Origin of the sequence: Oribacterium sinus, from assembly GCF_014202695.1 — a bacterium.
GTDB lineage: Bacteria > Bacillota > Clostridia > Lachnospirales > Lachnospiraceae > Oribacterium > Oribacterium sinus.
Genome location: NZ_JACHHH010000005.1, coordinates 108,900 through 134,665, shown reverse-complemented (window position 1 = coordinate 134,665; position 25,766 = coordinate 108,900). Strand labels below are relative to the sequence as shown.

36 protein-coding genes are annotated in these 25,766 nt (G+C 44.4%); all 36 read left to right on the top strand.

Annotated features, from left to right (window positions below):
* The first annotated feature begins 43 nt into the window (after positions 1-43).
* The 36 genes from rplB to HNQ46_RS05920 all read left to right on the top strand — a co-directional run bounded on the left by rplB (position 44) and on the right by HNQ46_RS05920 (position 25,761).
* Positions 44-889 carry a 50S ribosomal protein L2 gene (gene rplB / locus HNQ46_RS06095; protein WP_007157677.1) on the top strand — a complete coding sequence of 282 codons (846 nt, stop codon included), beginning with the start codon at positions 44-46 and terminating at the stop codon, positions 887-889.
* A 19-nt stretch (positions 890-908) separates the two neighbouring features.
* Entirely contained in the window at positions 909-1,187 is a 279-nt protein-coding gene (gene rpsS, locus HNQ46_RS06090) for a 30S ribosomal protein S19 (protein ID WP_007157676.1), read from the top strand.
* A gap of 28 nt (positions 1,188-1,215) precedes the next feature.
* The gene (gene rplV / locus HNQ46_RS06085) at positions 1,216-1,605 is read left to right on the top strand and encodes a 50S ribosomal protein L22 (RefSeq protein WP_007157675.1); all 390 of its coding nucleotides are present in this window, start codon (positions 1,216-1,218) and stop codon (positions 1,603-1,605) included.
* A gap of 11 nt (positions 1,606-1,616) precedes the next feature.
* Positions 1,617-2,279: a 30S ribosomal protein S3 gene (gene rpsC / locus HNQ46_RS06080; protein ID WP_007157674.1), complete on the top strand. Its 663-nt coding sequence runs from the start codon at positions 1,617-1,619 to the stop codon at positions 2,277-2,279.
* Positions 2,280-2,281: 2 nt separating this feature from the next.
* Positions 2,282-2,710, top strand: a complete 429-nt coding sequence (rplP, locus tag HNQ46_RS06075) for a 50S ribosomal protein L16 (RefSeq protein WP_007157673.1) — start codon at positions 2,282-2,284, stop codon at positions 2,708-2,710.
* Positions 2,710-2,913: a 50S ribosomal protein L29 gene (gene rpmC, locus HNQ46_RS06070; protein ID WP_007157672.1), complete on the top strand. Its 204-nt coding sequence runs from the start codon at positions 2,710-2,712 to the stop codon at positions 2,911-2,913. The genes rplP and rpmC overlap by 1 nt, the downstream gene beginning before the upstream one ends.
* 17 nt (positions 2,914-2,930) lie before the next feature.
* Complete coding sequence (rpsQ, locus tag HNQ46_RS06065) at positions 2,931-3,185, top strand: 30S ribosomal protein S17 (protein WP_007157671.1); 255 nt, start codon at positions 2,931-2,933, stop codon at positions 3,183-3,185.
* Between the two features lie 24 nt (positions 3,186-3,209).
* On the top strand, positions 3,210-3,578 hold the full coding sequence (rplN, locus tag HNQ46_RS06060) for a 50S ribosomal protein L14 (RefSeq protein WP_007157670.1): 369 nt from the start codon (positions 3,210-3,212) through the stop codon (positions 3,576-3,578).
* Between the two features lie 13 nt (positions 3,579-3,591).
* Positions 3,592-3,897, top strand: coding sequence for a 50S ribosomal protein L24 (rplX, locus tag HNQ46_RS06055; RefSeq protein WP_183683843.1), 306 nt, complete (start codon positions 3,592-3,594; stop codon positions 3,895-3,897).
* A gap of 19 nt (positions 3,898-3,916) precedes the next feature.
* Positions 3,917-4,456 (top strand): 50S ribosomal protein L5, encoded by a 540-nt coding sequence (gene rplE, locus HNQ46_RS06050; protein WP_007157668.1) that lies wholly within the window; start codon positions 3,917-3,919, stop codon positions 4,454-4,456.
* 12 nt (positions 4,457-4,468) lie between these two features.
* Positions 4,469-4,654 (top strand): type Z 30S ribosomal protein S14, encoded by a 186-nt coding sequence (locus tag HNQ46_RS06045; protein WP_007157667.1) that lies wholly within the window; start codon positions 4,469-4,471, stop codon positions 4,652-4,654.
* 109 nt (positions 4,655-4,763) lie between these two features.
* Positions 4,764-5,165, top strand: coding sequence for a 30S ribosomal protein S8 (gene rpsH / locus HNQ46_RS06040; protein ID WP_183683842.1), 402 nt, complete (start codon positions 4,764-4,766; stop codon positions 5,163-5,165).
* A 61-nt stretch (positions 5,166-5,226) separates the two neighbouring features.
* Positions 5,227-5,766, top strand: a complete 540-nt coding sequence (rplF, locus tag HNQ46_RS06035) for a 50S ribosomal protein L6 (RefSeq protein ID WP_007157665.1) — start codon at positions 5,227-5,229, stop codon at positions 5,764-5,766.
* Positions 5,767-5,781: 15 nt separating this feature from the next.
* Positions 5,782-6,144, top strand: a complete 363-nt coding sequence (gene rplR, locus HNQ46_RS06030) for a 50S ribosomal protein L18 (RefSeq protein ID WP_007157664.1) — start codon at positions 5,782-5,784, stop codon at positions 6,142-6,144.
* A gap of 21 nt (positions 6,145-6,165) precedes the next feature.
* On the top strand, positions 6,166-6,675 hold the full coding sequence (gene rpsE / locus HNQ46_RS06025) for a 30S ribosomal protein S5 (RefSeq protein ID WP_007157663.1): 510 nt from the start codon (positions 6,166-6,168) through the stop codon (positions 6,673-6,675).
* Between the two features lie 14 nt (positions 6,676-6,689).
* Complete coding sequence (rpmD, locus tag HNQ46_RS06020) at positions 6,690-6,872, top strand: 50S ribosomal protein L30 (RefSeq protein WP_007157662.1); 183 nt, start codon at positions 6,690-6,692, stop codon at positions 6,870-6,872.
* A gap of 10 nt (positions 6,873-6,882) precedes the next feature.
* Entirely contained in the window at positions 6,883-7,326 is a 444-nt protein-coding gene (gene rplO / locus HNQ46_RS06015; RefSeq protein WP_007157661.1) for a 50S ribosomal protein L15, read from the top strand.
* Complete coding sequence (gene secY / locus HNQ46_RS06010) at positions 7,327-8,667, top strand: preprotein translocase subunit SecY (protein ID WP_007157660.1); 1,341 nt, start codon at positions 7,327-7,329, stop codon at positions 8,665-8,667. It abuts the gene before it with no gap.
* A gap of 66 nt (positions 8,668-8,733) precedes the next feature.
* The gene (locus HNQ46_RS06005; protein ID WP_183683840.1) at positions 8,734-9,399 is read left to right on the top strand and encodes an adenylate kinase; all 666 of its coding nucleotides are present in this window, start codon (positions 8,734-8,736) and stop codon (positions 9,397-9,399) included.
* Positions 9,392-10,147, top strand: coding sequence for a type I methionyl aminopeptidase (gene map / locus HNQ46_RS06000; protein ID WP_007157658.1), 756 nt, complete (start codon positions 9,392-9,394; stop codon positions 10,145-10,147). The genes HNQ46_RS06005 and map overlap by 8 nt, the downstream gene beginning before the upstream one ends.
* A 7-nt stretch (positions 10,148-10,154) precedes the next feature.
* A complete protein-coding gene (gene infA, locus HNQ46_RS05995; protein WP_007157657.1) occupies positions 10,155-10,373 on the top strand; it encodes a translation initiation factor IF-1 in 219 nt (72 codons plus the stop codon).
* 85 nt (positions 10,374-10,458) lie between these two features.
* Positions 10,459-10,572, top strand: a complete 114-nt coding sequence (rpmJ, locus tag HNQ46_RS05990; protein WP_003022746.1) for a 50S ribosomal protein L36 — start codon at positions 10,459-10,461, stop codon at positions 10,570-10,572.
* A 20-nt stretch (positions 10,573-10,592) separates the two neighbouring features.
* Positions 10,593-10,961 carry a 30S ribosomal protein S13 gene (gene rpsM, locus HNQ46_RS05985; RefSeq protein WP_007157656.1) on the top strand — a complete coding sequence of 123 codons (369 nt, stop codon included), beginning with the start codon at positions 10,593-10,595 and terminating at the stop codon, positions 10,959-10,961.
* Positions 10,962-11,038: 77 nt separating this feature from the next.
* Positions 11,039-11,434 (top strand): 30S ribosomal protein S11, encoded by a 396-nt coding sequence (gene rpsK / locus HNQ46_RS05980; protein ID WP_007157655.1) that lies wholly within the window; start codon positions 11,039-11,041, stop codon positions 11,432-11,434.
* 168 nt (positions 11,435-11,602) lie between these two features.
* Positions 11,603-12,196 (top strand): 30S ribosomal protein S4, encoded by a 594-nt coding sequence (gene rpsD / locus HNQ46_RS05975; RefSeq protein ID WP_183683838.1) that lies wholly within the window; start codon positions 11,603-11,605, stop codon positions 12,194-12,196.
* Positions 12,197-12,220: 24 nt separating this feature from the next.
* The gene (locus tag HNQ46_RS05970; protein ID WP_007157653.1) at positions 12,221-13,165 is read left to right on the top strand and encodes a DNA-directed RNA polymerase subunit alpha; all 945 of its coding nucleotides are present in this window, start codon (positions 12,221-12,223) and stop codon (positions 13,163-13,165) included.
* 51 nt (positions 13,166-13,216) lie between these two features.
* Positions 13,217-13,753, top strand: coding sequence for a bL17 family ribosomal protein (locus HNQ46_RS05965; protein WP_007157652.1), 537 nt, complete (start codon positions 13,217-13,219; stop codon positions 13,751-13,753).
* Positions 13,754-14,259: 506 nt separating this feature from the next.
* On the top strand, positions 14,260-14,808 hold the full coding sequence (locus tag HNQ46_RS05960) for a hypothetical protein (RefSeq protein ID WP_183683836.1): 549 nt from the start codon (positions 14,260-14,262) through the stop codon (positions 14,806-14,808).
* A 49-nt stretch (positions 14,809-14,857) separates the two neighbouring features.
* Positions 14,858-17,167, top strand: coding sequence for an ABC transporter substrate-binding protein (locus HNQ46_RS05955; RefSeq protein ID WP_183683834.1), 2,310 nt, complete (start codon positions 14,858-14,860; stop codon positions 17,165-17,167).
* A 100-nt stretch (positions 17,168-17,267) separates the two neighbouring features.
* On the top strand, positions 17,268-18,254 hold the full coding sequence (locus tag HNQ46_RS05950) for an ABC transporter permease (protein ID WP_183683832.1): 987 nt from the start codon (positions 17,268-17,270) through the stop codon (positions 18,252-18,254).
* A 16-nt stretch (positions 18,255-18,270) separates the two neighbouring features.
* Entirely contained in the window at positions 18,271-19,872 is a 1,602-nt protein-coding gene (locus HNQ46_RS05945; RefSeq protein WP_183683830.1) for an ABC transporter permease, read from the top strand.
* A gap of 74 nt (positions 19,873-19,946) precedes the next feature.
* Positions 19,947-21,086: an ABC transporter ATP-binding protein gene (locus tag HNQ46_RS05940; RefSeq protein ID WP_007157647.1), complete on the top strand. Its 1,140-nt coding sequence runs from the start codon at positions 19,947-19,949 to the stop codon at positions 21,084-21,086.
* Positions 21,086-22,123 (top strand): ABC transporter ATP-binding protein, encoded by a 1,038-nt coding sequence (locus tag HNQ46_RS05935; RefSeq protein WP_183683828.1) that lies wholly within the window; start codon positions 21,086-21,088, stop codon positions 22,121-22,123. The genes HNQ46_RS05940 and HNQ46_RS05935 overlap by 1 nt, the downstream gene beginning before the upstream one ends.
* Positions 22,124-22,348: 225 nt before the next feature.
* On the top strand, positions 22,349-23,551 hold the full coding sequence (locus tag HNQ46_RS05930) for a Gfo/Idh/MocA family protein (RefSeq protein ID WP_183683826.1): 1,203 nt from the start codon (positions 22,349-22,351) through the stop codon (positions 23,549-23,551).
* A gap of 199 nt (positions 23,552-23,750) precedes the next feature.
* Complete coding sequence (locus HNQ46_RS05925) at positions 23,751-25,061, top strand: N-acetylmuramoyl-L-alanine amidase family protein (protein ID WP_183683825.1); 1,311 nt, start codon at positions 23,751-23,753, stop codon at positions 25,059-25,061.
* A 193-nt stretch (positions 25,062-25,254) separates the two neighbouring features.
* A complete protein-coding gene (locus tag HNQ46_RS05920) occupies positions 25,255-25,761 on the top strand; it encodes a BRO family protein (protein ID WP_183683823.1) in 507 nt (168 codons plus the stop codon).
* Positions 25,762-25,766: the final 5 nt, after the last annotated feature.

Below are 25,766 nucleotides of genomic sequence, written 5' to 3'. Positions count from 1 at the left end.
AAAAATTTCTCAATTATACGCAGAAAGAAGGAGAAAAAGGAAAATGGGTATTAAGACATATAAAGCTTATACACCGTCCAGAAGAAATATGACCGGTTCCGACTTCGCTGAAGTTACCAAGAAGACACCGGAAAAATCTCTTTTGGCTAAGAATAAAAAGACTGCCGGTAGAAATAACCAGGGTAAGATCACTGTTCGTCACCACGGTGGTGGAAATAAGCAGAAGTACAGAATTATCGACTTTAAGAGAAACAGTAAGGACGGCATTGTGGCAACTGTTGTAGGTATCGAGTACGATCCAAACCGTTCCGCAAACATCGCACTTCTCTCTTATGCAGACGGATCCAAGGCATACATCCTTGCACCTAACGGTTTAACTGACGGGATGAAGGTTATGTCCGGAGCAGAGGCAGAGGCAAGAGTAGGAAACTGCTTACCATTGTCCGCTATCCCTGTAGGTTCCGAAATTCATGCTATCGAGTTAAAGCCCGGTAAGGGAGCACAGCTGGTTCGTTCCGCAGGAAATGCAGCACAGCTTATGGCGAGAGAAGGAAAGTATGCAACCTTAAGACTTCCTTCCGGAGAAATGAGAATGGTTCCTATCGAGTGCCGTGCAACCATCGGTGTAGTAGGTAACGGAGACCACAACCTCATCAATCTTGGTAAGGCAGGAAGAAAGCGTCACATGGGTATCCGTCCAACAGTTCGCGGATCTGTTATGAACCCTAACGACCACCCACACGGAGGTGGAGAAGGTAGAGCTCCTATCGGACGGAGCGGACCTAGCACACCTTGGGGTAAGCCTGCACTTGGTTTGAAGACCAGAAACAAGAAGAAGCTTTCCAATAAGCTTATCGTAAGAAGACGTGATGGTAGAGCCATCAAATAATTGAGGAGGAGAAAGAAAAATGGCACGTTCTATTAAAAAAGGACCATTTGCAGATCAGAGTCTTTTAAAGGCTGTGGATGCACTGAATGCACAGAATCAAAAGACAGTAGTGAAAACTTGGTCTCGTCGTTCCACAATCTTCCCGTCATTTGTTGGACACACCATTGCGGTTCATGACGGAAGAAAGCATGTACCTGTATACGTTACAGAGGACATGGTAGGACACAAGCTGGGAGAATTCGTTGCAACAAGAACTTACCGCGGACATCACGGTAACGGCGACGAAAGAAGAGGATAATCTGCATAGAGAAAGGAGGACATGAAAAATGTCAAAAGGTCATAGATCTCAGATTAAAAGAGAGAGAAATGCAAATAAAGATAAAAGACCTTCCGCTAAGCTTTCTTATGCTAGAGTGTCTGTACAGAAAGCTTGCTTTGTTTTAGATGCTATTCGTGGCAAGGGCTTGGAAGAGGCATTGGGAATCGTTACCTATAACCCAAGATATGCTTCCACATTGGTTAAGAAACTTCTTGCGTCCGCAGCTGCTAATGCAGAAAACAATAACAATATGAATAGAGAGAATCTTTATGTTGCAGAGTGCTTCGCAAATGCAGCTCCAACATTAAAGAGAATCCACCCAAGAGCACAGGGTAGAGCTTATAGAATCTTCAAGAGAAGCTCACACATCACTGTTATTCTGGACGAAAGAAAGTAAGGAGGCAAGGAATGGGACAGAAAGTCAATCCGCACGGTATGAGAGTCGGTATCATTAAGGACTGGGATTCTAAGTGGTATGCAGACAAGAAAAACTTTGCAGATAATCTTATCGAAGATCACAAGATCAGAGAATTTTTAAAGAAGAAGCTGTATTCCGCAAATGTCTCTAAGATTGAAATCGAGAGAGCGGCTGAGGATAAGGTTCGCATTATCGTATTTACTGCTAAGCCCGGATACGTTATCGGTAAGGGCGGAGCGGAAATCGAGAAGTTAAAGAAGGATGTTCAGAAGATTACCAACAAGAACATCTTCATCGATATCAAGGAAATCAAGAGACCGGATAGAGATGCACAGCTTGTTGCAGAAAGTATCGCGTTGTCCTTAGAGAACCGTGTATCTTTCCGTAGAGCTTTGAAGCAGGCTATGTCCAGAACCATGAAGGCAGGAGCTTTGGGAATTAAGGCTTCCGTTGGTGGACGTTTGGGCGGAGCGGATATCGCAAGACGTGAGTTCTATAGCGAGGGAACAATTCCTCTTCAGACTCTTCGTGCAGATATCGATTATGGATTTGCTGAGGCCGATACTACCTATGGAAAATTAGGAGTAAAGGTATGGATTTACAAGGGCGAGGTACTTCCTGCCAAGAAAAATAAGGAAGGGAGCGAGAAATAATTATGTTAATGCCTAAGAGAACGAAATTCCGTAAGCAGATGCGCGGAAGAATGACCGGTAAGGCTACTAGAGGCAATACCGTTAGCCATGGAGAATTCGGAATTATTTCCACTGAACCTTGTTGGATCAGATCCAATCAGATCGAGGCAGCCAGAGTTGCCCTTACAAGATACATTAAGCGTGGCGGTAAGGTTTGGATCGACATTTTTCCAGACAAGCCTGTATCTGCAAAGCCCTTGGGAGTACGTATGGGATCCGGAAAGGGTGCTACAGAGTACTGGGTTGCAGTAGTTAAGCCGGGACGCGTGTTATTTGAGATTGCCGGTGTACCGGAGGAAATTGCAAGAGAGGCATTACGTCTTGCTTCTCACAAGCTTCCTTGTAACTGCAAAATCGTCGCAAAGGCAGATCTGGAAGGCGGTGATAACTAATGAAAAAGAAAACATATTTAGAAGAGCTGAAGGCAAAGTCAGCTGAGCAGCTGAATGAAGAGCTGGTTTCCGCAAAGAAAGAACTTTTCAATCTGCGATTCCAGAATGCAACCAATCAGTTGGATAATACAGCCCGCATTACCGAGGTTCGGAAAAACATCGCTCGGATTCAGACTGTTATCACTGAGAAAGCGAAAGCGTGAGAAGGGAGAACAGAATAATGGAAAGAAATCTGAGAAAAACCCGTACCGGTAAGGTGGTTAGTGCAAAGATGGACAAGACCATCGTTATCGCTATTGAAGATCACGTGAAGCACCCTCTTATTGGAAAAATCGTAAAGCGTACCGTTAAGATTTACGCTCATGATGAGAACAATGAGGCTGGTGAGGGAGATACAGTTAAGGTAATGGCAACCAGACCTTTATCTAAGACCAAGAGATGGAGACTTACTTCCATCATTGAGAAGGCGAAGTAATATAGGAGCAAGGAAGGAGCATATATGATTCAGCAGGAAACAAGACTTAGAGTTGCTGATAACACAGGTGCAAGAGAGCTTCTTTGCATCCGTGTTATGGGAGGCTCTACCAGAAGATATGCCGCCATCGGAGACATCATTGTAGCTTCCGTAAAGGACGCTATTCCCGGCGGACAGGTTAAGAAGGGTGACGTTGTAAAGGCCGTTGTGGTTCGTACAGTGGATGAGACCAGAAGAAAAGATGGTAGCTATATCCGTTTCGATGAGAACGCAGCAGTTATCCTCAAGGAGGATAATACCGCAAAGGGCACCCGTATCTTTGGACCGGTAGCAAGAGAGTTAAGAGATCATGGTTACATGAAGATCGTATCCCTCGCACCGGAAGTATTATAAGGAGGGGAGCCAGATGCGTAGAATTAAGAAAGACGATATGGTAAAGATCATTACCGGTAAGGACAATGGTAAGCAGGGTAAGGTTTTATCCTTCGATCCAAAGACCAACAAGGTAGTGGTAGAAGGTTGCAACATGGTAACCAAGCACCAGAAGCCAAGTCAGGCTAACCCACAGGGCGGAATTGTTCGTAAGGAAGCAGCTTTGGATGCATCCAATGTAATGCTTGTTGTTGATGGACAGGCTACTCGCGTAGGATTCAAGCTTGAGAATGGCAAGAAGGTTCGTGTGGCTAAGAAGACCGGTAAGGTTATTGACTAAGAGAAAGGAGGAATAAAGGATGGCTAGATTAAAGGAAATTTACAATAGCGAAATCAAAGAAGCTATGCAGAAGAAGTTTAACTATAAGAATGTTAACGAAATTCCAAAGCTTGAAAAAATCGTCATCAACATGGGTGTTGGTGAAGCAAAAGAAAATTCCAAGGTTCTCGACAGTGCAGTACGTGATTTAGAGATCATTACCGGACAGCATGCTGTAACAACAAAGGCAAGAAAGTCCGTTGCGAACTTCAAGATCAGAGAGGGACAGGCAATTGGATGTAAGGTTACTCTTCGCGGAGAGAAGATGTACGAGTTCGCTGATCGTTTGATCAACTTGGCTCTTCCTCGAGTAAGAGACTTCCGTGGTGTGAACCCCAATGCCTTCGATGGTAGAGGAAACTATGCCCTTGGAATCAAAGAGCAGATTATTTTCCCTGAAATCGAGTTCGACAAGGTAGATAAGGTTAGAGGAATGGATATCATCTTCGTTACAACTGCAAAGACTGACGAAGAGTCCAGAGAGCTTCTTACCCTGTTCAATATGCCTTTTGCGAAATAATCGGAGGAAAAAATGGCTAAATTATCAATGAAATTAAAGCAGCAGAGACCTGCAAAGTTCTCCACAAGAGAATACACAAGATGTAAGATTTGTGGACGTCCCCACTCTGTACTTCGTAAGTACGGAATCTGCCGTGTATGCTTCCGTGAGTTAGCATATAAGGGAGAGATTCCAGGGGTGAGAAAAGCATCTTGGTAAAATGATTGTAAAACGAATATCGATTGCATAAGCATTCGATATTTCGTTTGCAAAGAGGATAGTGCATAGGGCGCATCCTCATAGATAAAAAGAAAGGATATCCGTAAAAATGAGTATGAGTGATCCAATCGCAGATATGCTTACAAGAATTCGTAATGCAAACACTGCAAAACATGACAGCGTATGTATCCCAGCATCTAAGATGAAGCAGTCTATTGCTGAGATTCTTCTGAAGGAAGGTTACATTTCCAGCTGCGAGTTAGTTGAAAATGGAAAATTCCAGGACATTAAGATCGGACTGAAGTACGGTTCCAACAAGAATGAGAAGATCATTTCCGGAATTCGTAGAATTTCCAAGCCGGGTCTTCGTGTATACGCCGGCAAAGAAAATATGCCTAGAGTACTTGGTGGACTAGGTACAGCAATCATTTCCACAAACCAGGGTGTAATCACCGACAAGGAAGCAAGACAAAAGGGTGTAGGCGGAGAAGTCCTTGCCTTTGTATGGTAATCTGTCGGAATATATTTTCTGAAAACAGTATTTTACTGAGAATTTAAGAGAGGAGTATACTATGTCACGTATCGGAAAGTTACCGGTCGCGATCCCGGCAGGCGTTACTGTTGAGATTAAGGACAATGTAGTAAAGGTAAAGGGACCAAAGGGAACCTTAGAGAGAACCTTTGCAAAAGAAATCACAATTAAGGAAGAGGATGGCCACTTAGTGGTTACTCGTCCAAATGACAATAAGAAAGAGAAGTCTCTTCACGGATTATCCAGAGCTTTACTGTTCAACATGGTTGAAGGTGTAAGCAACGGTTACGAGAAGAAGCTGGAAATCAATGGTGTAGGATACAGAGCGGCAAAGCAGGGTAAGACCTTGACTTTGACTTTAGGATATTCTCACCCTGTAACCATGGAAGATCCGGAAGGCTTGGAGACCGTATTAGAGGGAGCCAACACCGTATTTGTCAGAGGAATCGACAAAGAGAAGGTTGGCCAGTATGCTGCGGAAATCCGCTCTAAGAGAGCACCGGAGCCTTATAAGGGTAAGGGAATTAAGTACTCTACCGAGGTCATTCGTCGTAAAGTCGGTAAGACTGGTAAGAAATAATAGGAGGAAAGTAGAATGGTTAGCAAGAAAAATAAAGCCGAGCTTCGTCAAAAAAAGCACGCAAGAATCAGAAACCGTTTATCTGGTACTCCTGAGAGACCACGTCTTGCGGTTTTTCGTTCCAATAAGCACATGTATGCACAGCTTATTGATGACGCTGCAGGGAACACCCTGTGTGCAGCTTCTACCTTAGATAAGAATGCGAATTTGCAGTTTACCGACAATGTTGAGGCAGCTCAGTATGTAGGTAAGGCCATCGCTGAGAAGGCTTTGGCTAAGGGAGTCAAGGAAGTGGTATTCGACAGAGGCGGCTTCCTGTATCATGGTAAGGTTCAGGCCCTTGCAGATGCTGCAAGAGAAGCCGGACTAGTATTCTAATCGAGAGGAGAAATCACTAAGATGAAGCGCGAAAAAATTGACGCAAATCAGTTAGAGTTAAATGACAGTGTAGTAGCCATCAAGCGTGTTGCTAAGACTGTTAAAGGTGGACGTACCATGAGATTCTCCGCTCTTGTAGTAGTTGGAGATGGAAATGGACACGTTGGCTGCGGTACCGGTAAGGCAACTGAGGTACCTGAAGCGATTCGTAAGGCAAGAGAGGCTGCAGTAAGAAACATGGTTACTGTACCTGTAAATGAGGATAAGTCTGTACCACACGATTACCTTGGAAAGTTCGGAGCTTCCACAGTTCTTCTGAAGAAGGCTCCTGAAGGAACAGGTATCATCGCCGGCGGACCTGCACGTATGGTGTGTGAGTTGGCAGGAATCAGAAACATCCGTACAAAGTCTTTAGGATCTAACAACAAGACAAATGTAGTTTATGCAACTTTACAGGGACTTACTTCTATGAAGACTCCTGAGCAGTTCGCTGCACTCCGTGGCAAAACTGTAGCAGAAATTACAGGTTAAGAGGGAGGGTAGAAATGGCAGATAAATTAAAAATTACTTTAGTGAAGTCTCCTATCGGTGCCATCCCTAAGCAGAAGGCAACCGTTCAGGCTCTTGGACTTAAGAAGATTCGTCAGTCTGTAGAGCTTCCGAACAATGGCACCACTAAGGGAATGATTCAGAGAGTCAATCACTTGGTAAAAGTGGAAGAGATTTAAGGAGGCGACTATGGAGTTATCAAAGTTATCACCTGCAGAGGGCTCTAAGCACTCCCAGAATTTCCGTCGTGGCAGAGGTCACGGTTCAGGAAATGGTAAGACAGCAGGTAAGGGACACAAGGGTCAGAAGGCTCGTTCCGGAGCACCAAGAATCGGTTTCGAGGGTGGACAGATGCCCTTATTCCGTCGTATTCCTAAGAGAGGATTTACAGATCCCAACTCAAAGGTAATTACAGGAATCAACGTTTCCGTATTGGAAGATCGTTACAATGCAGGAGATGAGGTTACTTTAGAAAATTTACTGGAGAAGAGAATCATCCGTAAGGTAAATGACGGTGTTAAGATTCTTGGAAACGGTGAATTAACAAAGAAGCTTACTGTTAAGGTAAATGCTTTCTCCGAGAGCGCAAAGGAGAAGATTGAGGCTGTGGGCGGAACCTGTGAGGTGATCTAAATGCTTCAAACAATACGAAATGCATTTAAGGTAAAAGATTTAAGAGACCGTCTTATTTATGTTTTCCTTATGCTCGTAGTAATTCGTTTTGGATCAAATCTTCCTATCCCGGGTGTAAATCCGGGATATTTTGGAGATTTATTTAAGAGCATGGCCGGAAACGATGCTTTCGGTTGGTTTAATACCATGACCGGAGGATCCTTCGAGCAGCTCAGTATTTTTGCATTATCCATTACCCCCTATATCACTTCCTCCATTATTATCCAGCTTTTAACCGTGGCGATTCCCGCCCTGGAAGAAATGCAGAAGGATGGAGAAGAGGGAAGAAAGAAGCTGACAGAATACACCAGATACGTGACCATCGGTTTAGCACTTTTAGAGTCTACAGCTATGGCAGTAGGATTTGGCGGTTCCGGACTTCTGATTGGATATGCAGAGGGTTCAGTCTTTCGTAAGATTGCCGGCGTAGTGATTTGCGTAGTAGCAATGACAGCCGGATCTGCACTTCTGATGTGGATTGGAGAAAGAATTACGGACAAGGGAGTGGGAAATGGTATTTCTCTGGTTCTTTTGTTCAATATCTTATCCTCGGTTCCACAGGATTTTCTCACACTTTATGAGAGATTTATTATGGGAAATAACACTGCGAAGATGGTTGTAGCGGCTATTATCATTGCTGCGGCAATCTTCTGTATGGTGGCGTTTACCGTAGTTCTGCAGGATGCAGAAAGAAGAATCCCGGTGCAGTATAGTAGAAGAGTACAGGGAAGAGGACTTGTTGGCGGACAGCAGTCTCAGATTCCGTTAAAGGTGAATACGGCAAGTGTTATGCCGGTAATCTTTGCTTCCTCCTTAATGACCATGCCGGTGGTTATCGGGCAGATTATAAGGGTGGATCAAAGCTCTATTGTAGGACAGATTATCATGGGATTAAATTCCGGTTCTTGGGCAAATCCCAATGCTCCGATTTATTCCTTAGGTTTAGTTCTCTACATTGCCCTACTGTATTTCTTTGCTTACTTCTATACTTCTATTTCCTTTAATCCCTTGGAAGTAGCAAACAATATGAAGAAGCAGGGTGGTTTTATTCCCGGAATCAGACCGGGAAAGCCGACCAGTGATTATCTGGAAGGTATTCTTCGATATATTATTTTTATCGGAGCCACTGGACTGGCTATTATTGCATTAGTTCCCATTATCATTTCAGGCGTATTTAACGTCAGCAGAATTTCCTTCTCCGGAACTTCCTTAATCATCATCGTAGGTGTTGTTTTGGAAACTTTGAAGGCCATCGATTCTCAAATGGTAATTAGAAACTACAAAGGATTTTTAGACAACTAATCTATAGCCTCCTTAGTAAACTAAGGAGGCTCATAGTGGTTTATCCCATCATGAAAGAGGCCCATATTGAAGATTATCATGTTAGGAGCGCCTGGTGCGGGAAAAGGAAGCCAGGCAAGTCGTATTTCTAAGGTTTACGGTTTACCCCATATTTCCACCGGAGATATTTTCCGGGCTAATCTTAAAGGGGAAACAGAGCTTGGTTTAAAAGCAAAGACATATATGGATCATGGGGAGCTGGTTCCCGATGAAATCACCATTGCGATGCTTCTGAACCGTTTGGAAGAAAAGGATTGTGAGAAGGGCTATATCCTGGACGGATTCCCCAGAACCATTCCTCAGGCTGAAGCTTTAGAAAATGCTCTGGCTCCAAAAGGAGAAAAGATTGATCTTGCATTGGACGTTGAAGTACCGGATGATGTGATTATTCACAGAATGGCCGGCCGCAGAACCTGTCCCCATTGTGGCGCGATTTTCCATTTGGAAACCTTAAAGCCGAAAAAAGAGGGGGTTTGCGACAACTGCGGTGAGCATCTTGTGCAGAGAAAAGATGATGAAGAGAATACGGTAAAAAATCGTTTGAAGGTTTATCATCAGAGTACCGAACCATTGATTTCCTTCTATAAGAAAGAGGGAATTCTGGAAGAGATTGACGGAACAAAAGATTTAGAAACGGTATTTGCAAGGGTAAAGGAAATCTTGAGCCAAGTGGAAAGGAAAATCCATGATTGAGATTAAGTCCAAAAGAGAAATTGAACTAATGCGGGAAGCAGGCAAGGTTCTTGCAGAAGTACATGAGAAAGTAGGAGAGGCGGTAGCCCCGGGAAAGAGCACCTACGAACTGGATAAGTACGCAGAGGAGCTCATCCGAAAAGCAAAATGTACTCCCAGCTTTCTTCATCTCTATGACTTTCCGGCAGCTTGTTGCGTATCCGTGAATGAGGAGTTGATTCACGGAATACCGGAGAAGACAAGGATTTTAAAAGAGGGAGACATCGTTTCCTTCGATATCGGAGTAAATTACAAGGGCTATCACAGCGATGCCGCAAGAACTTGGGCGGTGGGAGAAATCGCTCCCAATGCAAAAAGACTGGTGGAAACTTGTAAAGAATCCTTTTTCCGAGGAATCGAAAATGCGGTTCCCGGAAATCATCTAAATGATATTTGCGGAAGTATCGGAGATTATGTTGAAGCTCATGGCTACGGCGTAGTTACCCAGTATGTGGGACACGGCATCGGCCATCAGGTACATATGGATCCGGAAGTACCCAACTATCGTATGAAGAAGAAAGGCCCGAAGCTTCAGGCGGGGATGACCCTGGCCATAGAGCCCATGATCACGGAAGGAAATCCTGCGGTCAGGGTTTTATCCAATGATTGGACGGTGGTTCCCTTGGACGGCAAGCTTACGGCACATTATGAAAATACAATTTTAATCACAGACAACGGACCGGAAATCCTAAGTCTATCGAAAGGATGAATTGAGTATGTCGAAATCAGATGTAATCGAAATTACAGGTAAGGTAATCGAGAAGTTACCAAATGCCATGTTTCAGGTTGAACTGGAAAACGGGCATCAGGTATTGGCTCATATTTCCGGAAAATTAAGAATGAACTACATTCGTATTTTACCGGGAGATAAGGTGACTATTGAGCTTTCTCCCTATGACTTATCAAAGGGAAGAATTATCTGGAGAGATAAGTAGGGTTTCGCTTTACATTTCAAGACTGTTTTGCTAGAATGATACGGCAACTCTGTTCAAATTCGTAAAGGAAAGGGGAATTTTACTTATGAAAGTAAGATCATCAGTAAAACCTATCTGCGAAAAATGCAAAGTAATCAAGCGAAAGGGCTCCATCAGAATTATCTGTGAAAACCCTAAGCATAAGCAGAGACAAGGTTAATTAACAGGAGGAAATCAAAGATGGCTCGTATTGCAGGTGTGGATTTACCTAGAGAGAAGCGAATCGAAATCGGTTTGACTTACATCTACGGAATCGGAAGACCCTCAGCAGACAAGATCCTTGCAGAAACCGGCGTGAATCCGGACACAAGAGTAAAGGATTTAACTGACGATGAGGTAAAGACTCTGGCGACCTATATTGCAGAACACCAGATGGTAGAAGGTGACCTTCGTAGAGAGATCGCTTTAAACATCAAGCGTTTGCAGGAAATTGGTTGCTACAGAGGAATCCGTCACAGAAAGGGACTTCCCGTAAGAGGTCAGAAGACTAAGACCAATGCAAGAACCCGTAAGGGACCAAGAAAGACCGTTGCTAACAAGAAGAAGTAAGGTCTGAACAGTAACTAATGGATCTTCATGTTTTAAATACAGGAAGAAGAGAAAAAGGAAAGTAGGTTAGTTTAACTATGGCTAAGTCAACTGGTAAGAGAGTGACAAAAAAGCGCGTAAAGAAAAACGTTGAACGCGGACAGGCACATATCCAATCATCTTTCAATAACACTATCGTTACTTTGACAGATGCTCAGGGTAATGCTTTATCATGGGCAAGTGCCGGCGGTCTGGGATTTAGAGGTTCAAGAAAATCTACTCCATATGCAGCGCAGATGGCTGCTGAGACTGCTGTAAAGGCAGCTTTGGTACACGGCTTAAAGTATGTGGATGTAATGGTTAAAGGACCGGGATCCGGAAGAGAAGCAGCAATCCGTGCTTTAGCAGCAAACGGATTGGAAGTAACCTCCATCAAGGACGTTACACCGGTTCCACATAACGGATGCCGCCCACCAAAGCGCAGAAGAGTATAATGCACTGTGCCCGGGAGATTGTGGAATTTCCTATAGCGGCATAAGCTTATACAGAACAGTATGACCATGTGGTCAGCCTGAAGAAGCCTTATCGGTGTAAAGGGCGTATCAATTTTTTAGGGATGTTGGCTTGTTGAGTCGACAAAACTTGATATTTAGGAGGATAAAATGGCAGTAGATAAAGTTCCTGTGCTTAAAAGATGCAGGTCACTTGGACTGGACCCCGTATTTTTAGGAGTGGATAAGAAATCCAACAGACAGCTTCGTAACCCAAGAAGAAAGATGAGCGAGTACGGTCTTCAGCTTAGAGAGAAGCAGAAGGCAAAGTTCATCTATGGCGTATTAGAGAAGCCTTTCCGTAACTACTATGCTAAGGCAGAGAAGTTAGCAGGACAGACCGGTGAGAACCTTATGATTCTTTTAGAGTCTCGTCTGGACAACGTTATTTTCCGTATGGGAATGGCTAGAACCAGAAGAGAAGCTAGACAGGTTGTAGGACACCGTCACGTAACCGTTAACGGAAAGATTGTAAACATTCCTTCTTATCTTGTATCTGCAGGTGATGTGATTCAGATTAAAGAATCCATGAGAACTGCACAGAGATATAAGGATATTGTGGAAGTAACCAACGGCAGAATGGTACCGGCATGGTTAGAGATGGATGCTGAGAAGCTTAGCGCAACCATTAAGTCTCTTCCACACAGAGAAGACATTGACGTTCCTGTAAACGAAATGTTAATCGTCGAGTTGTATTCTAAGTAATGATAGCCTAAAAAAGGAGGCAGCATGTTTGATTTTACAAAACCAAACATTGAAATTCTTGAAATTTCAGAGGATAAGCGTTTTGGTCGTTTCGTATGTGAACCACTGGAACGAGGCTACGGCTCAACCCTAGGAAATTCTCTTCGGAGGATGATGCTTTCCTCTCTGCCCGGGGCTGCGATTTCTGCAATTAAGATCGAAAATCTGTCCGGAGACAAGGTTTCCGGAATTCAGGAAAGTTTCCCTGAGCTCTTAACCAATCTTAAGAGCATTGCGGTGATTTTGCCGGAGGAAGTGGAAAGTCTGGAAGTTTCCGTTGATTTATCCGGAAAGTCCGAGATTCTGGCTGAAGATTTTATTGGAGAGTCGGAACTTAAGCTGAGTAATCCTACAGAGCATATTGCTACTGTAGAGGCGGGAGCCCAAGGCTCCATTTCCCTCTTTATCAGTAGAGGGCAGGGTTACTCCGGAGAAAAGGCAGAAGGAAGAGTAGAAGCACCAAAGGAATATCAGGACATTGATGCTTTGTATACTCCAGTGGAAAGAGTAAATATGTCTATCGAGAATACCCGTGTAGGAAATATGACGGACTATGATCGATTGACTTTGGATGTATATACCAACGGAAGTATGTCTCCGGAAGATGCGATTTCCAAGGCGGCACAAATGCTTTTTCAGCACCTGGATTTGTTTGTAGCGCTTTCTGAAGAAGTGGCTGCAACAGAGCTTATGGTGGATAAGCCCGAAGATGAAAAGGGCAAAGTAATGGAAATGAATATTGATGAACTGGAATTAAGTGTCCGTTCTTATAACTGCTTGAAGAGAGCAGGAATCAACACAGTGTCCGAGTTAACCTCCAAGACACCGGAGGATATGATGAAGGTTCGTAATCTTGGAAGAAAGTCTCTTGAGGAAGTTTTGGCGAAGTTAAGAGATTTGAATCTGGGATTATCATTTCCGGAAGAATAGATAACAGTAAGGCCAACCGGTAAGACTAAAAAGCACGGATAAGGAGAAAACATGGCAAATTATAGAAAGTTAGGAAGAGCTTCAAACCAGAGAAAGGCAATGCTTCGTGCATTAACCACTTCTTTATTGGAGCATGGAAAGATTTTTACTACTGAGGCTAGAGCGAAGGAAGTTCGTAAGCAGGTAGAGAAGCTTATTGCTTTGGCAGTAAGAGAGAAAGATAACTATGAAATGGTTGTCGTTAATGCAAAGGTTGCAAAGAAGGACGCTGATGGAAAGCGCGTTAAAGAAGTCAAAGACGGTAAGAAGGTTACCGTTTATGAGGAAGTAGAGAAGTCCATCCAGAAGGATAAGCCTTCTCGTTTGCAGGCTCGTCGCCAGATTCTTGCAGCGACCTATGTTCCCACAGTTAGACCTGCAGAAGCAGCCGGAAGAAAGAAGAACACCAAGAAGTTAGACTTGGCAAAGAAGCTTTTTGAAGAGATTGCACCAAAGTACGAGAACCGTCACGGTGGATATACAAGAATCGTAAAGGTAGGTCTTCGTAAGGGAGATGCTGCTATGGAAGTTCTTTTAGAGCTTGTATAATATTTTACAAAACGAATAGAACAAAGTTGCTTAAAAAGAGGAAGCTTGCTTCCTCTTTTTTAATGTCTAAAGCGTAAAAACTGGCGTATTTGCATAAGGACTCAGGAAGATTACTGAGTAATATTTCTAAAACAAAATAAAAGATAGAGAGCTTATAGAAAAATGGAATATCAAAATGTAAAAAAATGATAATGCTTCTATAAATAAAATTGGCAAAATAAGAAAGAAAAAATAATTAGGAATATCTCTTATTCTATAAATATAATTGACGTAGCATAAAAATACAGGTAAGCTATGGGTTAAAATATTGTGAGAAACAAAGAATTTTCTTATTTTCAAATCATGAACTGATTTAGTGAGAAAAAATGAGCTTCAGGAGATCACAATACTTTTTCATTATAGGATGGAACAGCCAGCAAGGAAAAAGACTAAGAATCAAGAAAAAAGACTAAGAATCAAAAAAAAGACTGATAATCAAGAAAAGCCGAAACTATGGAGGAAATAGCATGGGAATGTTTAGGACGCCCTATGGAAAAGGCGGCGTTCTTTCCAAAGAGGCAGATGAAGCCAGAAAGAAGCTGTATAAAGATATACGGCCTTTGGAACTGCAAAGAAAAGAAAAACGGCTTTTAATTGCCTGCTATTTCTTTCAACTTCCTTTTCTCTTGATTCCGGGATTTTTCTCGAAGCCGGCTTTATCCCACAAACTTTTTCTAACCCTACCCTATGGGATGTGCATTATCCAGGTGTTTTTGGCCTCAGTTCGATTCTTAGGATATCTTCGGAAGGAAGGCACCGTGGACGGATGGACCTATCAAAAAAGCTTTATCCCTTTGGAGGGAAATGTAGTTCTTTCCTTCCTTTTCGCGGGCATCCTTCTTCTATTCCAAGGGATTTATCTCCTAAGAGGGGGAAGAGATGGAGGGCTTTTAGGCGAAGTTATGGTTTTAGCTTTGGTTTTGGGATATTTCGTTTCTTCTATTCTGTTTTGGCGGAAGTTAAAACAGAGCTTTTCTTCTTGGAAAATGGAGGAAAGAACAAGCTATAATGAATGAAAATGCAGTTTGAAAGGAAGCCAAGAAATTACTAAAAGGAGGAAGTAGAATGAAGAAAAGAAAAGCGATTATGGCATCACTGCTTGCATCAGTGATGGCGTTTTCCGCATTGGCAGGATGTTCTCCCAAGAAAGCGGAGGATGGAACAAAGGCTCAGGGCGAAAGCGGTCAAGAAGCTGCCGGCAATACCGACGGTTCCTTGGTTTTTGCTCAGGATGAGTTTAGTGCGAAGTTTTCTATGTTCTTTGCGGAGACTGTACAGGATCAGGATGTAGCAAATTTAACTGCGACTACTCTCTTAAACTCAGATCGTAGCGGTGCCATTATTTACAAGGGGATTGAAGGGGAGACCAAGGAGTATAACGGTAAGGAATACACCTATAAGGGAATTTCCGACCTGGCAGTTACCGAGAATGCAGACGGAACTGTATATTATGACTTTACTTTAAGAGACGACGTAAAGTTCTCCGACGGTAAGCCTTTAACTGCTGATGATGTGATTTTCTCCATGTATGTATATTCAGATCCGACCTATGACGGATTGGCTTCTATCTACTCTTTACCGATTCAGGGTATGGAAGAGTACAGAAAGGGTATGGAACCCCTCTTTAATCTGATTCTGGCTGCAGGAGAGGACAATAAGGACTTCTCCAAGTGGACAGAGGAACAGCAGACAAAGTTCTGGGCAGATTACAAGAAGGCTGCAGAGGCCTTTGTAAAGGAAATTGAGGATGCCTTGATTGCCAATGGAAGCAATAAGGAAGGGGATTCCGTAGCGGCATTTGCGGCAAACTATGGCTATGAAGGCTTGAAGGAAGATGCAACAGCTATGGATTTCTTCAATGCCATGGTGGCAAAGTATAACGGCAGTGTAAAAGATATGAGCTCTGCAGAGAGTGCAGGAACTCCCTTTACCGAGTTAATGGAAAGCTACAAGGATTACGCAGTCGGTGTGGAAACCGGTAATTCCGCTCCCAATATCAGCGGTATTCAGAAGACCGGAGATTATTCTGTACGTATTATAACAACCAAGGTGGATGCTCAGACGATTTATCAGCTTACCTTTGCCGTTTCTCCTTTACATTATTATGGAGATCCTGCCCAGTATGACTATGCGAACAATAAGTTCGGTTTCCCTAAGGGCGATTTAAGCGGTGTACGTGCAAAGACCACCCAGCCTTTAGGTGCAGGTCCCTATGTTTTTGAGAAATATGAAAACGGTGTGGTTTCCATGAAGGCAAACGAGAACTACTATCTCGGCGCACCGAAGACCAAGAGTTTGAAGGTGAACTATGTTGCACAGGCTGACCGTGTGAACGCTGTATTAACCGGAACGACGGACGTAACTAATCCACAGTACACTACAGAAATTGCAGATGCCATTAAGAAGGCAAACAGCAATGGAGAAATCTCCGGAGATAAGATTTACACCTCTGCCGTAGATGCCTTAGGTTATGGCTATATCGGTATCAATACCCACAATGTTTCTGTAAACAATGAGCCGGGAAGTGAAGCTTCCAAGAATCTTCGTCGTGCCTTTGCCACCATTTTCTCTGTATATAGAGACCTTGCGGTAAGCAGCTACTATGGAGATAGAGCAAGTATTATTAATTATCCGATTACTAATACTTCCTGGGCAGCACCTCAGCCTACCGATGACGGCTATCAGATTGCTTTCTCCAAGGATGCAAAGGGAGAACCCATTTATACCTCCGGAATGTCCGATGAGGATAAATATGCAGCAGCAAAGAAGGCGGCTTTAGGATTCTTAGAGGCGGCAGGCTACACTGTAGCAGATGGAAAGATTACTGCAGCTCCTGCAGGAGCAAAGATGGAATATGAGGTAATGATTCCCGGTTCCGGAACCGGAGACCACCCCTCCTTTATGATTTTGACAGAGGCACAGAAGGCCTTTGCGGAAATCGGTATGAAGCTTAGCATTAACGATATTTCCAACAGCTCCGATATGTGGAACAAGATTCAGGCTAAGCAGGCAGAGATGTGGTGTGCGGCTTGGCAGGCAACACCGGATCCGGATATGTTCCAGGTGTATTACTCCGATATTGCAAATGGTGGAGCAGCTCCCGGCGGTTCCAACTATATGTACCAGATTGAAGACGCGGATTTGGATACTATGATTCTTCAGGCAAGAGAGTCTACCGACCAGGAATATCGTAAGACCATGTACAAGGCTTGTCTTGACAAGATTATCGACTGGTCCTGCGAGGTACCAATCTACCAGAGAAAAGAAGTAACCATTTTCTCTGCACAGCGTGTTCAGGTGGATACCATTACTCCGGATATGAGTCCGTTTTATAAGTGGTATACCGAGATTGAGAATCTTCAATTAACAAAGTAAAAGTAAACGGATTGTTCCGTCTACATTTTTCGGGTAATAGCCGCATTTCCTGAAACTTTAGGAAAGCGGCTATTCTTGATATGGAAGAGCAGGTTTTTCAGTGAAAAAGTATATTATCAAACGATTATTATGGTCCGTAGTGATTCTGTTTATCGTATCTTTCTTGCTTTATATTTTAATGCGATCTTTACCAACCTCCTATTTGGAGCAGATCGCCAGACAGAAGTCTCAACAGCCCGGCTCCAAAAGCTTTGAAGAGTGGATGCAGCAGTTGGAGGCTACTTACGGTATGGACAAGGGCATTGTGCCCGGATTCTTTGCCTGGTTGGGCAAGGCACTTCGAGGAGACTTTGGAGACAGCTGGAAGTATACCGTGCCGGTTACCCAGAAATTTAAAGAGGTAGTGGGTATTTCCTTTATCATGAGCTTTGTGGTTATGGTTTTGGAATTTGCGATTTCCGTGCCCTTGGGCATTATTGCGGCAACCAAGCAGTATTCCTGGCAGGATAATGTGATTTCTATCGTAGCTTTGGCAGGAATTTCCCTTCCCACCTTCTTCACAGCTTCTCTTTTGAAGCTGGTATTTTCCGTGAAATTACAATGGTTCGACTTAGGCGGACTGGTGGGAAGAAATTACGATATTCTTTCTCCAAGCGGAAAGAAGATGGATATTGCTTTACACCTGATTTTACCGATTCTTACCCTTCTGATTGCCAGCATCGGAGCGTATATGCGATATATTCGTACCAATATGCTGGAGGTATTAAATTCGGATTATATCCGTACGGCAAGAGCGAAGGGACTTTCCGAGGGACGGGTAATCTATCATCATGCCTTCAGAAATACTTTGATTACGCTGGTAACCATCTGGGGTACCTCTCTTCCCGGATTATTTTCCGGAGCCATGATTACGGAGCAGCTCTTTTCCATTCCGGGAATCGGCTACACCTCTTATCAGGCTATGATTTCGGGAGACATTCCGTTCTCCATGTTTTACTTAGTGTTTATTGCCGTTTTGACCTTGATTGGAAACCTGCTAACGGATATTTTATATGCCGTGGTAGATCCTCGAGTTCGCATTGATTAGGAAAGGAGGGGAAAAGATGTCTGATTTAGAAAATTCTGTAGATAAAACTACACAAGAAACTGTGCAGAATACGGAAGAGTATAGCGATGCTAATGCATCGAAGAATGCTGAATATTCTTTAAGTGATGACCGACGCGTCAAAACCCTCTCCCCCGGAGCAATGGTGGCAAAGCGTTTTTTCCGAAATCGTATTGCGGTTTTGGGCATGGTGGTTTTGATTTTCATGTTTCTTTTCTCTTTCTTAGGAGGAGCCCTAATGCCCTACGGAGAGTCTCAACTTTTCTACCGTAAGGACAGCCAAAGCCAGAAGTATGCCGGCGTTAAGGTAAACACGGAGCTTCGTTATCAGCAGGCGGAAAAGGATAGCTTCCCTGCTCTTGCCCAGGCCCAGTTCGTATTGGCCAAGGGAAAGAAGCTGACAGAGTTTGCCGCAGGAGGCGTAGACTACAGCTATGAAGAGGCGGGAAAAGACTTCTATATCATTAGCAAGAAGGGGAGCTCTGACCCGGTAGCCTTTGCGGCAGTGGATACCGTGACTTCCGTTTCCGGGGAAGGACAGATTCCTTTTGCGGAGCAGCTAAGCATTTTAAAGGCCTTGACGAACGGAGAAAAGGAATTTACGGAGGGGGGCAGCAGTTACACCCTTTCCGAGGATGGAACCGTAACAAAGGACGGAACAGCTTATGCCTATGCCAGCCGCTATGTGGTAAATGCCATTATGAGCGATGTGACCTTCTCCCAGAAGTTTAAGGAAGAGCTTCTGGAGCAGATTCAGGCGGGAGCTACCAGTTTTAGCTTTACCGACGATGACGGAGTAGAGGCAAACTATACCATGGAATATGATGCCACCTCCAAAACCTATAATATTCTGCAAAGCAGAGAGCAGATGGTCTATGACTCTTATTCTCCACCCAGCAAGGCCCATCCTCTGGGAACCGATAAGAACGGTATGGATATGTTGACCAGACTGATGTACGGCGGAAGAGTTTCTCTTTATATCGGCTTCGTAGTTGTGATTATCGAAACCGTTTTGGGAATGCTTCTGGGCGGTATTTCCGGATATTTCGGAGGCTGGATTGATTCCTTAATCATGAGAATTGTGGATATTTTCTACTGCATTCCCACCATTCCAATCTACATCATCATCGGTGCGGCTATGGATGCGATGAGAGTGGATCCCCAGATTCGTATGTTTTACCTGATGATTATTCTGGGATTTTTCGGTTGGCCTTCCATCACCAGATTGGTGCGTGGACAGATTCTTACTTTAAGAGAGCAGGAATTTATGACTGCGGCGGAGGCTACAGGCATTAAGCCCGTAAACCGAATCTTCCGACACCTTTTACCAAACGTTATTCCTCAGCTCATTGTTACCTGTACCATGAGTTTGGGAGGCGTAATTTTGACAGAGGCGGTATTGTCCTTCCTGGGACTTGGTGTAAAGTTCCCCTTTGCTTCCTGGGGAAATATCATTAACGATGTTAACAATACCTATGTCTTAAGTAACTATCTCTTCATTTGGATTCCTGCCGGTGTCTGCCTATTGCTTACCGTGTTGGCCTTTAACCTGGTGGGAGACGGCTTGCGAGATGCCTTTGACCCGAAGATGAAGCGATAAAAGGTTTCGGTAAAAAATCATGCTTTCCGGCATTTGCCTTGGAAAGCTGTAGGAAGATAAGTTGAGGATAGAAAATGGCAAGAGAAGACGGTTATCTCTCCGGTAAAGAATCCCGGAGGATATCGAAAGAAAATAGAAAAATCACCGCTGCCTTAGAGAAAAAGCGGAAGCGGAAAAATGTCCCGGAATCAGAGTATTTGACGGAGATGAAGAATCCGGAGAATACGGTGGAGTTTGAGAATCTTCGGACCTATTTCTACACGGATGCCGGAACGGTAAAGAGTGTGGATTCCGTGAGCTTTTCCGTTCCTATGGGAAAAACCGTGGGGGTAGTGGGAGAGTCCGGTTGCGGAAAATCCGTAACCAGCCTTTCTCTGATGCAGCTTTTACAGCGGCCTCAGGGACAGATTGTGGACGGAGCCATTCGCTTAAATACTGGAGATAAGGTTTACGACATTACCAAGACCCCTGAGACAGTGATGCAGCACCTTCGGGGAAACTTTATGTCCATGATTTTCCAGGAGCCTATGACCTCCTTAAATCCGGTTTTCAAAATCGGAGACCAGGTGGATGAGGTGCTTTTGTTCCATAAGAGCGGTTATGAAACAAAAGAGGCGGCGAAGAAGCGTACCATTGAGCTTTTGGAAATGGTGGGCATTGCCAACAGTGAGGGCGTTTACAATATGTATCCCCACGAGCTTTCCGGCGGTATGCGTCAGCGTATCGTAATCGCCATGGCTCTGGCCTGCTCCCCCAAGCTGATTATTGCGGATGAGCCTACAACAGCCTTGGACGTAACCATTCAGGCCCAGATTCTGGATTTGTTACGAGGCTTAAAGGACAAGATTAACTCCTCCATTATGCTGATTACCCATGACCTTGGAGTAATTGCGGAAATGGCGGACTATGTAGTGGTTATGTATTCCGGTCGTGTGGTAGAGGCGGGAACGGCAAAGGAAATCTTTTCCAATCCTTCTCACCCCTATACCATCGGTCTGATGGCTTCCAAGCCTGTGGTAGGAAAGCATGTGGATAAGCTCTATTCCATTCCCGGAAAGGTGCCAAACCCCATTAACATGCCGAATTATTGCTACTTCCGAGATCGTTGTGACAAGCGGAAGGGCTGCTGTGACGGGGCTTATCCCGGAGAAATCAGCCTCTCCGAGACCCACAGAGTAAGCTGCTACCTGTATGATGAGGAAGCGAGGAAATAATGGAAAATAGCATTTTAAAGGATACAGAAGCTAAGACTGTCCGGGAAAATGAAGACAATATTTTAGAAGTCCGTGGCTTAAAGAAATACTTCCCCATTAGAGGAGGCTTCTTTAATACGGTGGTGGGACAGGTAAAGGCCATTGACGGCGTTTCCTTTTCCATCAAAAGAGGAAGCACCATGGGGCTGGTGGGAGAGTCCGGTTGCGGAAAGACCACCACAGGAAGAACCATCCTGCGTTTAAGCGGAGAGAAGACAGCGGGAGATGTGCTGTTTAACGGAAAAGAGGTTTACAATATTCCCAAATCCGAGTTAAACGAACTGCGTACCAAGATGCAGATTATCTTCCAGGATCCCTTCTCATCCCTTTCTCCCAGACTTCCTGTAGGAGAAATCATCGGAGAAGCGGTAAAGGAGCATCATCTGGTTCCCAAGGAGGAATACGAGGATTATATTGACCGCATTATGGATAACTGCGGTTTGCAGCCCTTCCATAAGGGCCGTTATCCCCATGAGTTCTCCGGTGGACAAAGACAGAGAATCTGTATTGCCAGAGCCTTGGCCTTAAATCCGGAGTTTGTGGTATGTGATGAGCCGGTATCCGCCTTGGACGTATCCATTCAGGCGCAGATTATCAACCTTTTGAAGGATTTACAGGAAAAGTATAAGCTGACCTACCTCTTTATTTCCCATGACTTATCCGTGGTTGAGCATATTGCGGATACGGTGGGAGTCATGTATCTTGGAAATCTGGTGGAGTTCGGAAATACGGAGGATATCTTTGCCAATCCTCTCCACCCCTATACCAAGGCTTTGTTCTCCGCGATTCCGATTCCTGATCCGGAGGCTAAGATGAATCGTATTATTTTGGAAGGAAGTATTCCTTCCCCGGCGAACCCTCCTGAGGGCTGTAAGTTCCATACCCGTTGCAGCCAGTGTATGGAGATCTGTAAGAGTAAGGTGCCGGAAGAAAAGGATATGGGCAATGGGCATAAGGTTTGCTGTCATTTGTATGATGACGGAGCTGTGAAGAGTTAAACCGTTTTATAATGAAAGTGCAGTAGTGATGGTATTTGTGTGCCTACTACTGTACTTTTTTGTTGAAAAAAGATAGTTCGGATATGCTTTCCCGGGCAGGGGTTTCTGTATGCGATAGTGAAAATCTTTTATTCATTGGGGAAAGCTTTCTGAAATGGAATCGTGATAGAATGATGGATAGAATTAGGACAAATGGCGCGATATTACGGCGGGAAAGGATAGCTTATGGGAAAGAAAGTGAAGCTTGGGGTAATCGGACTTGGACAAAGAGGGGCAGACTTAGTAAAAAATGTGTATTCCGAGCATCCGGATGTGGATTTTATTGCCCTTTGTGATGTTTATAGGGATCGGCAGGAGGAGGTGGCCAATGCCCTTGTGGAGATGGGAAGAGAAAGACCGAAGACCTTTTCCGACTATAGGGAAATGCTTTCCATGGAGGAGCTGGATGCTGTCTTGATTTGTGCTTCCTGGGATACCCACAGTGAAATAGCCATGGCGGCCATGCGGGCAGGAAAGGCGGTGGCCTCCGAGGTAGGGGGAGCCTATACCCTGTCGGAGTGCTGGAAGCTGGTGGATTGCTATGAAGAAACGAAGACTCCCATCATGTTTATGGAAAACTGTGTCTATGGCAGAGACGAGATGATGGTTTATCGTATGGCAGAGGAAGGGGTACTGGGAGAAATCGTGCATTGTGAGGGTGGATACAAGCATGATTTGCGGGAAGAAATCTCCTTTGGAAAGGAAAATCGCCATTACCGTCTGGACAATTATATTCATCGAAATACGGAAAATTATCCTACCCATGAGCTTGGCCCCATTGCCAAGGTGCTGCATATCAACCGGGGAAATCGTATGCTAAGCCTTTGCTCCATGGCTTCCAAGGCGGCAGGACTTAGAGAATATATTAAGGAAAAGAAGCCGGAAGACAAGGCGCTACAAAATACCGTTTTTCAGCAGGGAGATGTGGTGAATACCATCATCAAATGCAGTAACGGGGAAAGCATTTTGCTAACGCTGGATACCACCCTGCCCAGAGCCTATTCCCGGGGCTTTACTGTACAGGGCACCAAGGGGATGTATATGGAGGATAATGCTTCCATTTTCCTGGATGGAGATGAGGGGGCAAAGGATCATTTTGAATGGAAGAAGCAGTGGGGAAATGTGGAGCGTTTCCGGGAAAAATATGAGCATCCTGTGTGGAGAGAATATCTCAAGGCGGGGGTGAAGAAGGGACATGGAGGCATGGACTACCTGATTTTCTCTGACTTTGTTCGCTGTCTTCAGGAAGACTTGCCTATGCCTATTGATGTATATGATATGGCCAGCTGGATGAGCATTACCGCTCTGGCGGAGGAGTCCATTGCTCTTGGGGGACAGCCGGTGGCCATTCCCGACTTTACCAATGGAAAGTGGATAAAGAGGACTTAAGAAATCAAATCGTTGTAATATACCATATAATTGAGTCACGGGATTGCAGAATGTTTTCGAATCATCTTTAGCCTATAAGGAAGCTTGATACCTTAATGTCTGCGGCAAGTCAGCTGTTCCGGAATCGTAAGAGAAAAGCACTTGTTTTCCCTTATGCCCCAGCCTTATACTAGGAGGAAATGTGAACAGGAGGTTTTGTATGATTAGATTTTTTCAAAATACAGGAAAGCGCCTGGGGCTGTCTTTAGCCTTTATGGCCACAATGCTTTTTTCTTTGAGCATGCCTGCTTTTGCGAGGGATAGCATCAGCAATATCAATATGATTCGGATTAAGGTGGAGGAAAGACTTCGGAATCTGGATCCGGGAGACAGTCTTGGCAATATCAGCGAAGGTGATTTTTCCACAGGGGACAGTGACAAATATCATGTGGACGCGGTTCAATGGGTAGACAGCGGAAATGCAGGAGACGTTACCGTGGGAAGTACCCCGAAGGTGCAGCTTTATCTTGTGGCGGACAGCCGGGATAAGAGTAATGGAGACACCCTTTATTACCAGTTCTTCGGTGCCTATAATAGCAACAATGTTCGTGTGACCAACGGAACTCTGATTAGTGCCAAGAGAATCAGCTCTACGGAGCTGGAGCTTCTGATTCAGTTAAGAGCGGTGCAGGGGCAGTATTCCATGGCGGATAATTTGCAGTGGGACAATAATTCCTTGGGAAGAGCTCGTTGGACTGCTCCGGAAAACGGTTCCGGCGTCTATGAGGTCAGTCTTTTCAAGGAAGGCAGAAGACTGGCAAAGATTACCACAGATGCGTTAAGTCTGAATTTTTATCCGTGGATGACAGAGGAGGGAAGCTATACATTTTCCGTAAAGACCATTCCTTATACCGAGGAGCAGAAGAAGGCGGGAAAGTCCTCCGAAGAAGCGGAGTCCGAAGTTCTGGACATCCAGCAGAGCACCCGCTCCAATGGAGAAGGAAAATACAGTGAGAATCAGGTACATGGCCAGAACGGACAGAACAATTCCGGCACTGCCAATATTCCCGGTACCATCGGCTTTAGCCAAAGCAACGGAAAGTGGTATTTCCGTTTTCCCAACAGCCAGCCTGCCATCAATACCTGGGTAGAGTGGAATGGACATTGGTATCATTTCAACGGACAGGCGGAGATGGAAACCGGATGGTTTAAGAACAGCTACGGAGACTGGTACTATTTGGATCCTGTAAACGGCGATATGAAGACCGGCTGGAGATTCATTAACCAGAAGTGGTATTATCTTCGTCCGGAAAAGGATGACCGCTGTGGAGCTATGCTTTCCAACGGTATCATGCAGATTGGCAAGGAGCAGTATTACTTTGACAATTCCGGTGCCATGAGAACGGGCTGGATTTCCTTACAGGAAAACGGAAACACGGTTTACTACTATTTCAGAGAGGACGGGGCAATGGCGAAGAACACTACTATTTCCGGCTTCCGTTTAAATGAAAGAGGCCAGTGGGTAAAGTAATGCAAAAAAGAAATACAGTATCGTATGCGAAAAGGGATTTTCTTTAGCATATTTGTTTGGGCCTTCCGGGATAGAGATATCTTGGAAGGTCTAAATATTTTATAGAAAAGTATTGCCTTTTTTGGGGGGATGAAGCTAAAAAATAGGGAAGCAATAGTGAGCGTATAGTCATAGTATATGATTGGAGATGGACATGAGTGACTTAAAAGCCAAGGAGTATAAACAATTTGAGGAAATAAAGCATATTCGAGGTGACGGATCTGAATACTGGAGTGCTCGGGAGTTGGCGATTGCACTAGATTACACAAAATGGGAGAATTTTTCAAAGGTAATTGGGAGGGCAATGATTGCTTGTGAAAACAGTGGGCATAGGGTTGTTGGCGATTTTCCTGAGGTCAGGAAAATCGTGGAGGCAGGGGCAACTTCAAACCCCAAGAAAGATTATGAATTATCTCGATACGCCTGTTACCTTATTGTTCAGAATAGTGACCCTAGGAAGGAAGTGGTTGCACTTGGTCAGACCTATTTCGCTATACAGACATACAGGCAAGAGGTAGCAGACCACTTTAACAAGCTTGATGAGGACAGGAGAAGGCTGGTTGTCAGGGGAGATATTAAACAGTGGAAGCAACTTTTAGCGGAAGCGGCGAACGATGCCGGAGGATTTACCAAAGCCGGAGAAAAGTATTCAGCAGATTGAGAAAG

Excerpts from the sequence above, each read along its gene's own strand:
- rplB (WP_007157677.1), top strand. The coding sequence starts at position 44 with ATGGGTATTAAGACATATAAAGCTTATACACCGTCCAGAAGAAATATG.
- rpsS (WP_007157676.1), top strand. The coding sequence starts at position 909 with ATGGCACGTTCTATTAAAAAAGGACCATTTGCAGATCAGAGTCTTTTA.
- rplV (WP_007157675.1), top strand. The coding sequence starts at position 1,216 with ATGTCAAAAGGTCATAGATCTCAGATTAAAAGAGAGAGAAATGCAAAT.
- rpsC (WP_007157674.1), top strand. The coding sequence starts at position 1,617 with ATGGGACAGAAAGTCAATCCGCACGGTATGAGAGTCGGTATCATTAAG.
- rplP (WP_007157673.1), top strand. The coding sequence starts at position 2,282 with ATGTTAATGCCTAAGAGAACGAAATTCCGTAAGCAGATGCGCGGAAGA.
- rpmC (WP_007157672.1), top strand. The coding sequence starts at position 2,710 with ATGAAAAAGAAAACATATTTAGAAGAGCTGAAGGCAAAGTCAGCTGAG.
- rpsQ (WP_007157671.1), top strand. The coding sequence starts at position 2,931 with ATGGAAAGAAATCTGAGAAAAACCCGTACCGGTAAGGTGGTTAGTGCA.
- rplN (WP_007157670.1), top strand. The coding sequence starts at position 3,210 with ATGATTCAGCAGGAAACAAGACTTAGAGTTGCTGATAACACAGGTGCA.
- rplX (WP_183683843.1), top strand. The coding sequence starts at position 3,592 with ATGCGTAGAATTAAGAAAGACGATATGGTAAAGATCATTACCGGTAAG.
- rplE (WP_007157668.1), top strand. The coding sequence starts at position 3,917 with ATGGCTAGATTAAAGGAAATTTACAATAGCGAAATCAAAGAAGCTATG.
- HNQ46_RS06045 (WP_007157667.1), top strand. The coding sequence starts at position 4,469 with ATGGCTAAATTATCAATGAAATTAAAGCAGCAGAGACCTGCAAAGTTC.
- rpsH (WP_183683842.1), top strand. The coding sequence starts at position 4,764 with ATGAGTATGAGTGATCCAATCGCAGATATGCTTACAAGAATTCGTAAT.
- rplF (WP_007157665.1), top strand. The coding sequence starts at position 5,227 with ATGTCACGTATCGGAAAGTTACCGGTCGCGATCCCGGCAGGCGTTACT.
- rplR (WP_007157664.1), top strand. The coding sequence starts at position 5,782 with ATGGTTAGCAAGAAAAATAAAGCCGAGCTTCGTCAAAAAAAGCACGCA.
- rpsE (WP_007157663.1), top strand. The coding sequence starts at position 6,166 with ATGAAGCGCGAAAAAATTGACGCAAATCAGTTAGAGTTAAATGACAGT.
- rpmD (WP_007157662.1), top strand. The coding sequence starts at position 6,690 with ATGGCAGATAAATTAAAAATTACTTTAGTGAAGTCTCCTATCGGTGCC.
- rplO (WP_007157661.1), top strand. The coding sequence starts at position 6,883 with ATGGAGTTATCAAAGTTATCACCTGCAGAGGGCTCTAAGCACTCCCAG.
- secY (WP_007157660.1), top strand. The coding sequence starts at position 7,327 with ATGCTTCAAACAATACGAAATGCATTTAAGGTAAAAGATTTAAGAGAC.
- map (WP_007157658.1), top strand. The coding sequence starts at position 9,392 with ATGATTGAGATTAAGTCCAAAAGAGAAATTGAACTAATGCGGGAAGCA.
- infA (WP_007157657.1), top strand. The coding sequence starts at position 10,155 with ATGTCGAAATCAGATGTAATCGAAATTACAGGTAAGGTAATCGAGAAG.
- rpmJ (WP_003022746.1), top strand. The coding sequence starts at position 10,459 with ATGAAAGTAAGATCATCAGTAAAACCTATCTGCGAAAAATGCAAAGTA.
- rpsM (WP_007157656.1), top strand. The coding sequence starts at position 10,593 with ATGGCTCGTATTGCAGGTGTGGATTTACCTAGAGAGAAGCGAATCGAA.
- rpsK (WP_007157655.1), top strand. The coding sequence starts at position 11,039 with ATGGCTAAGTCAACTGGTAAGAGAGTGACAAAAAAGCGCGTAAAGAAA.
- rpsD (WP_183683838.1), top strand. The coding sequence starts at position 11,603 with ATGGCAGTAGATAAAGTTCCTGTGCTTAAAAGATGCAGGTCACTTGGA.
- HNQ46_RS05970 (WP_007157653.1), top strand. The coding sequence starts at position 12,221 with ATGTTTGATTTTACAAAACCAAACATTGAAATTCTTGAAATTTCAGAG.
- HNQ46_RS05965 (WP_007157652.1), top strand. The coding sequence starts at position 13,217 with ATGGCAAATTATAGAAAGTTAGGAAGAGCTTCAAACCAGAGAAAGGCA.
- HNQ46_RS05960 (WP_183683836.1), top strand. The coding sequence starts at position 14,260 with ATGGGAATGTTTAGGACGCCCTATGGAAAAGGCGGCGTTCTTTCCAAA.
- HNQ46_RS05955 (WP_183683834.1), top strand. The coding sequence starts at position 14,858 with ATGAAGAAAAGAAAAGCGATTATGGCATCACTGCTTGCATCAGTGATG.
- HNQ46_RS05945 (WP_183683830.1), top strand. The coding sequence starts at position 18,271 with ATGTCTGATTTAGAAAATTCTGTAGATAAAACTACACAAGAAACTGTG.
- HNQ46_RS05940 (WP_007157647.1), top strand. The coding sequence starts at position 19,947 with ATGGCAAGAGAAGACGGTTATCTCTCCGGTAAAGAATCCCGGAGGATA.
- HNQ46_RS05935 (WP_183683828.1), top strand. The coding sequence starts at position 21,086 with ATGGAAAATAGCATTTTAAAGGATACAGAAGCTAAGACTGTCCGGGAA.
- HNQ46_RS05930 (WP_183683826.1), top strand. The coding sequence starts at position 22,349 with ATGGGAAAGAAAGTGAAGCTTGGGGTAATCGGACTTGGACAAAGAGGG.
- HNQ46_RS05925 (WP_183683825.1), top strand. The coding sequence starts at position 23,751 with ATGATTAGATTTTTTCAAAATACAGGAAAGCGCCTGGGGCTGTCTTTA.
- HNQ46_RS05920 (WP_183683823.1), top strand. The coding sequence starts at position 25,255 with ATGAGTGACTTAAAAGCCAAGGAGTATAAACAATTTGAGGAAATAAAG.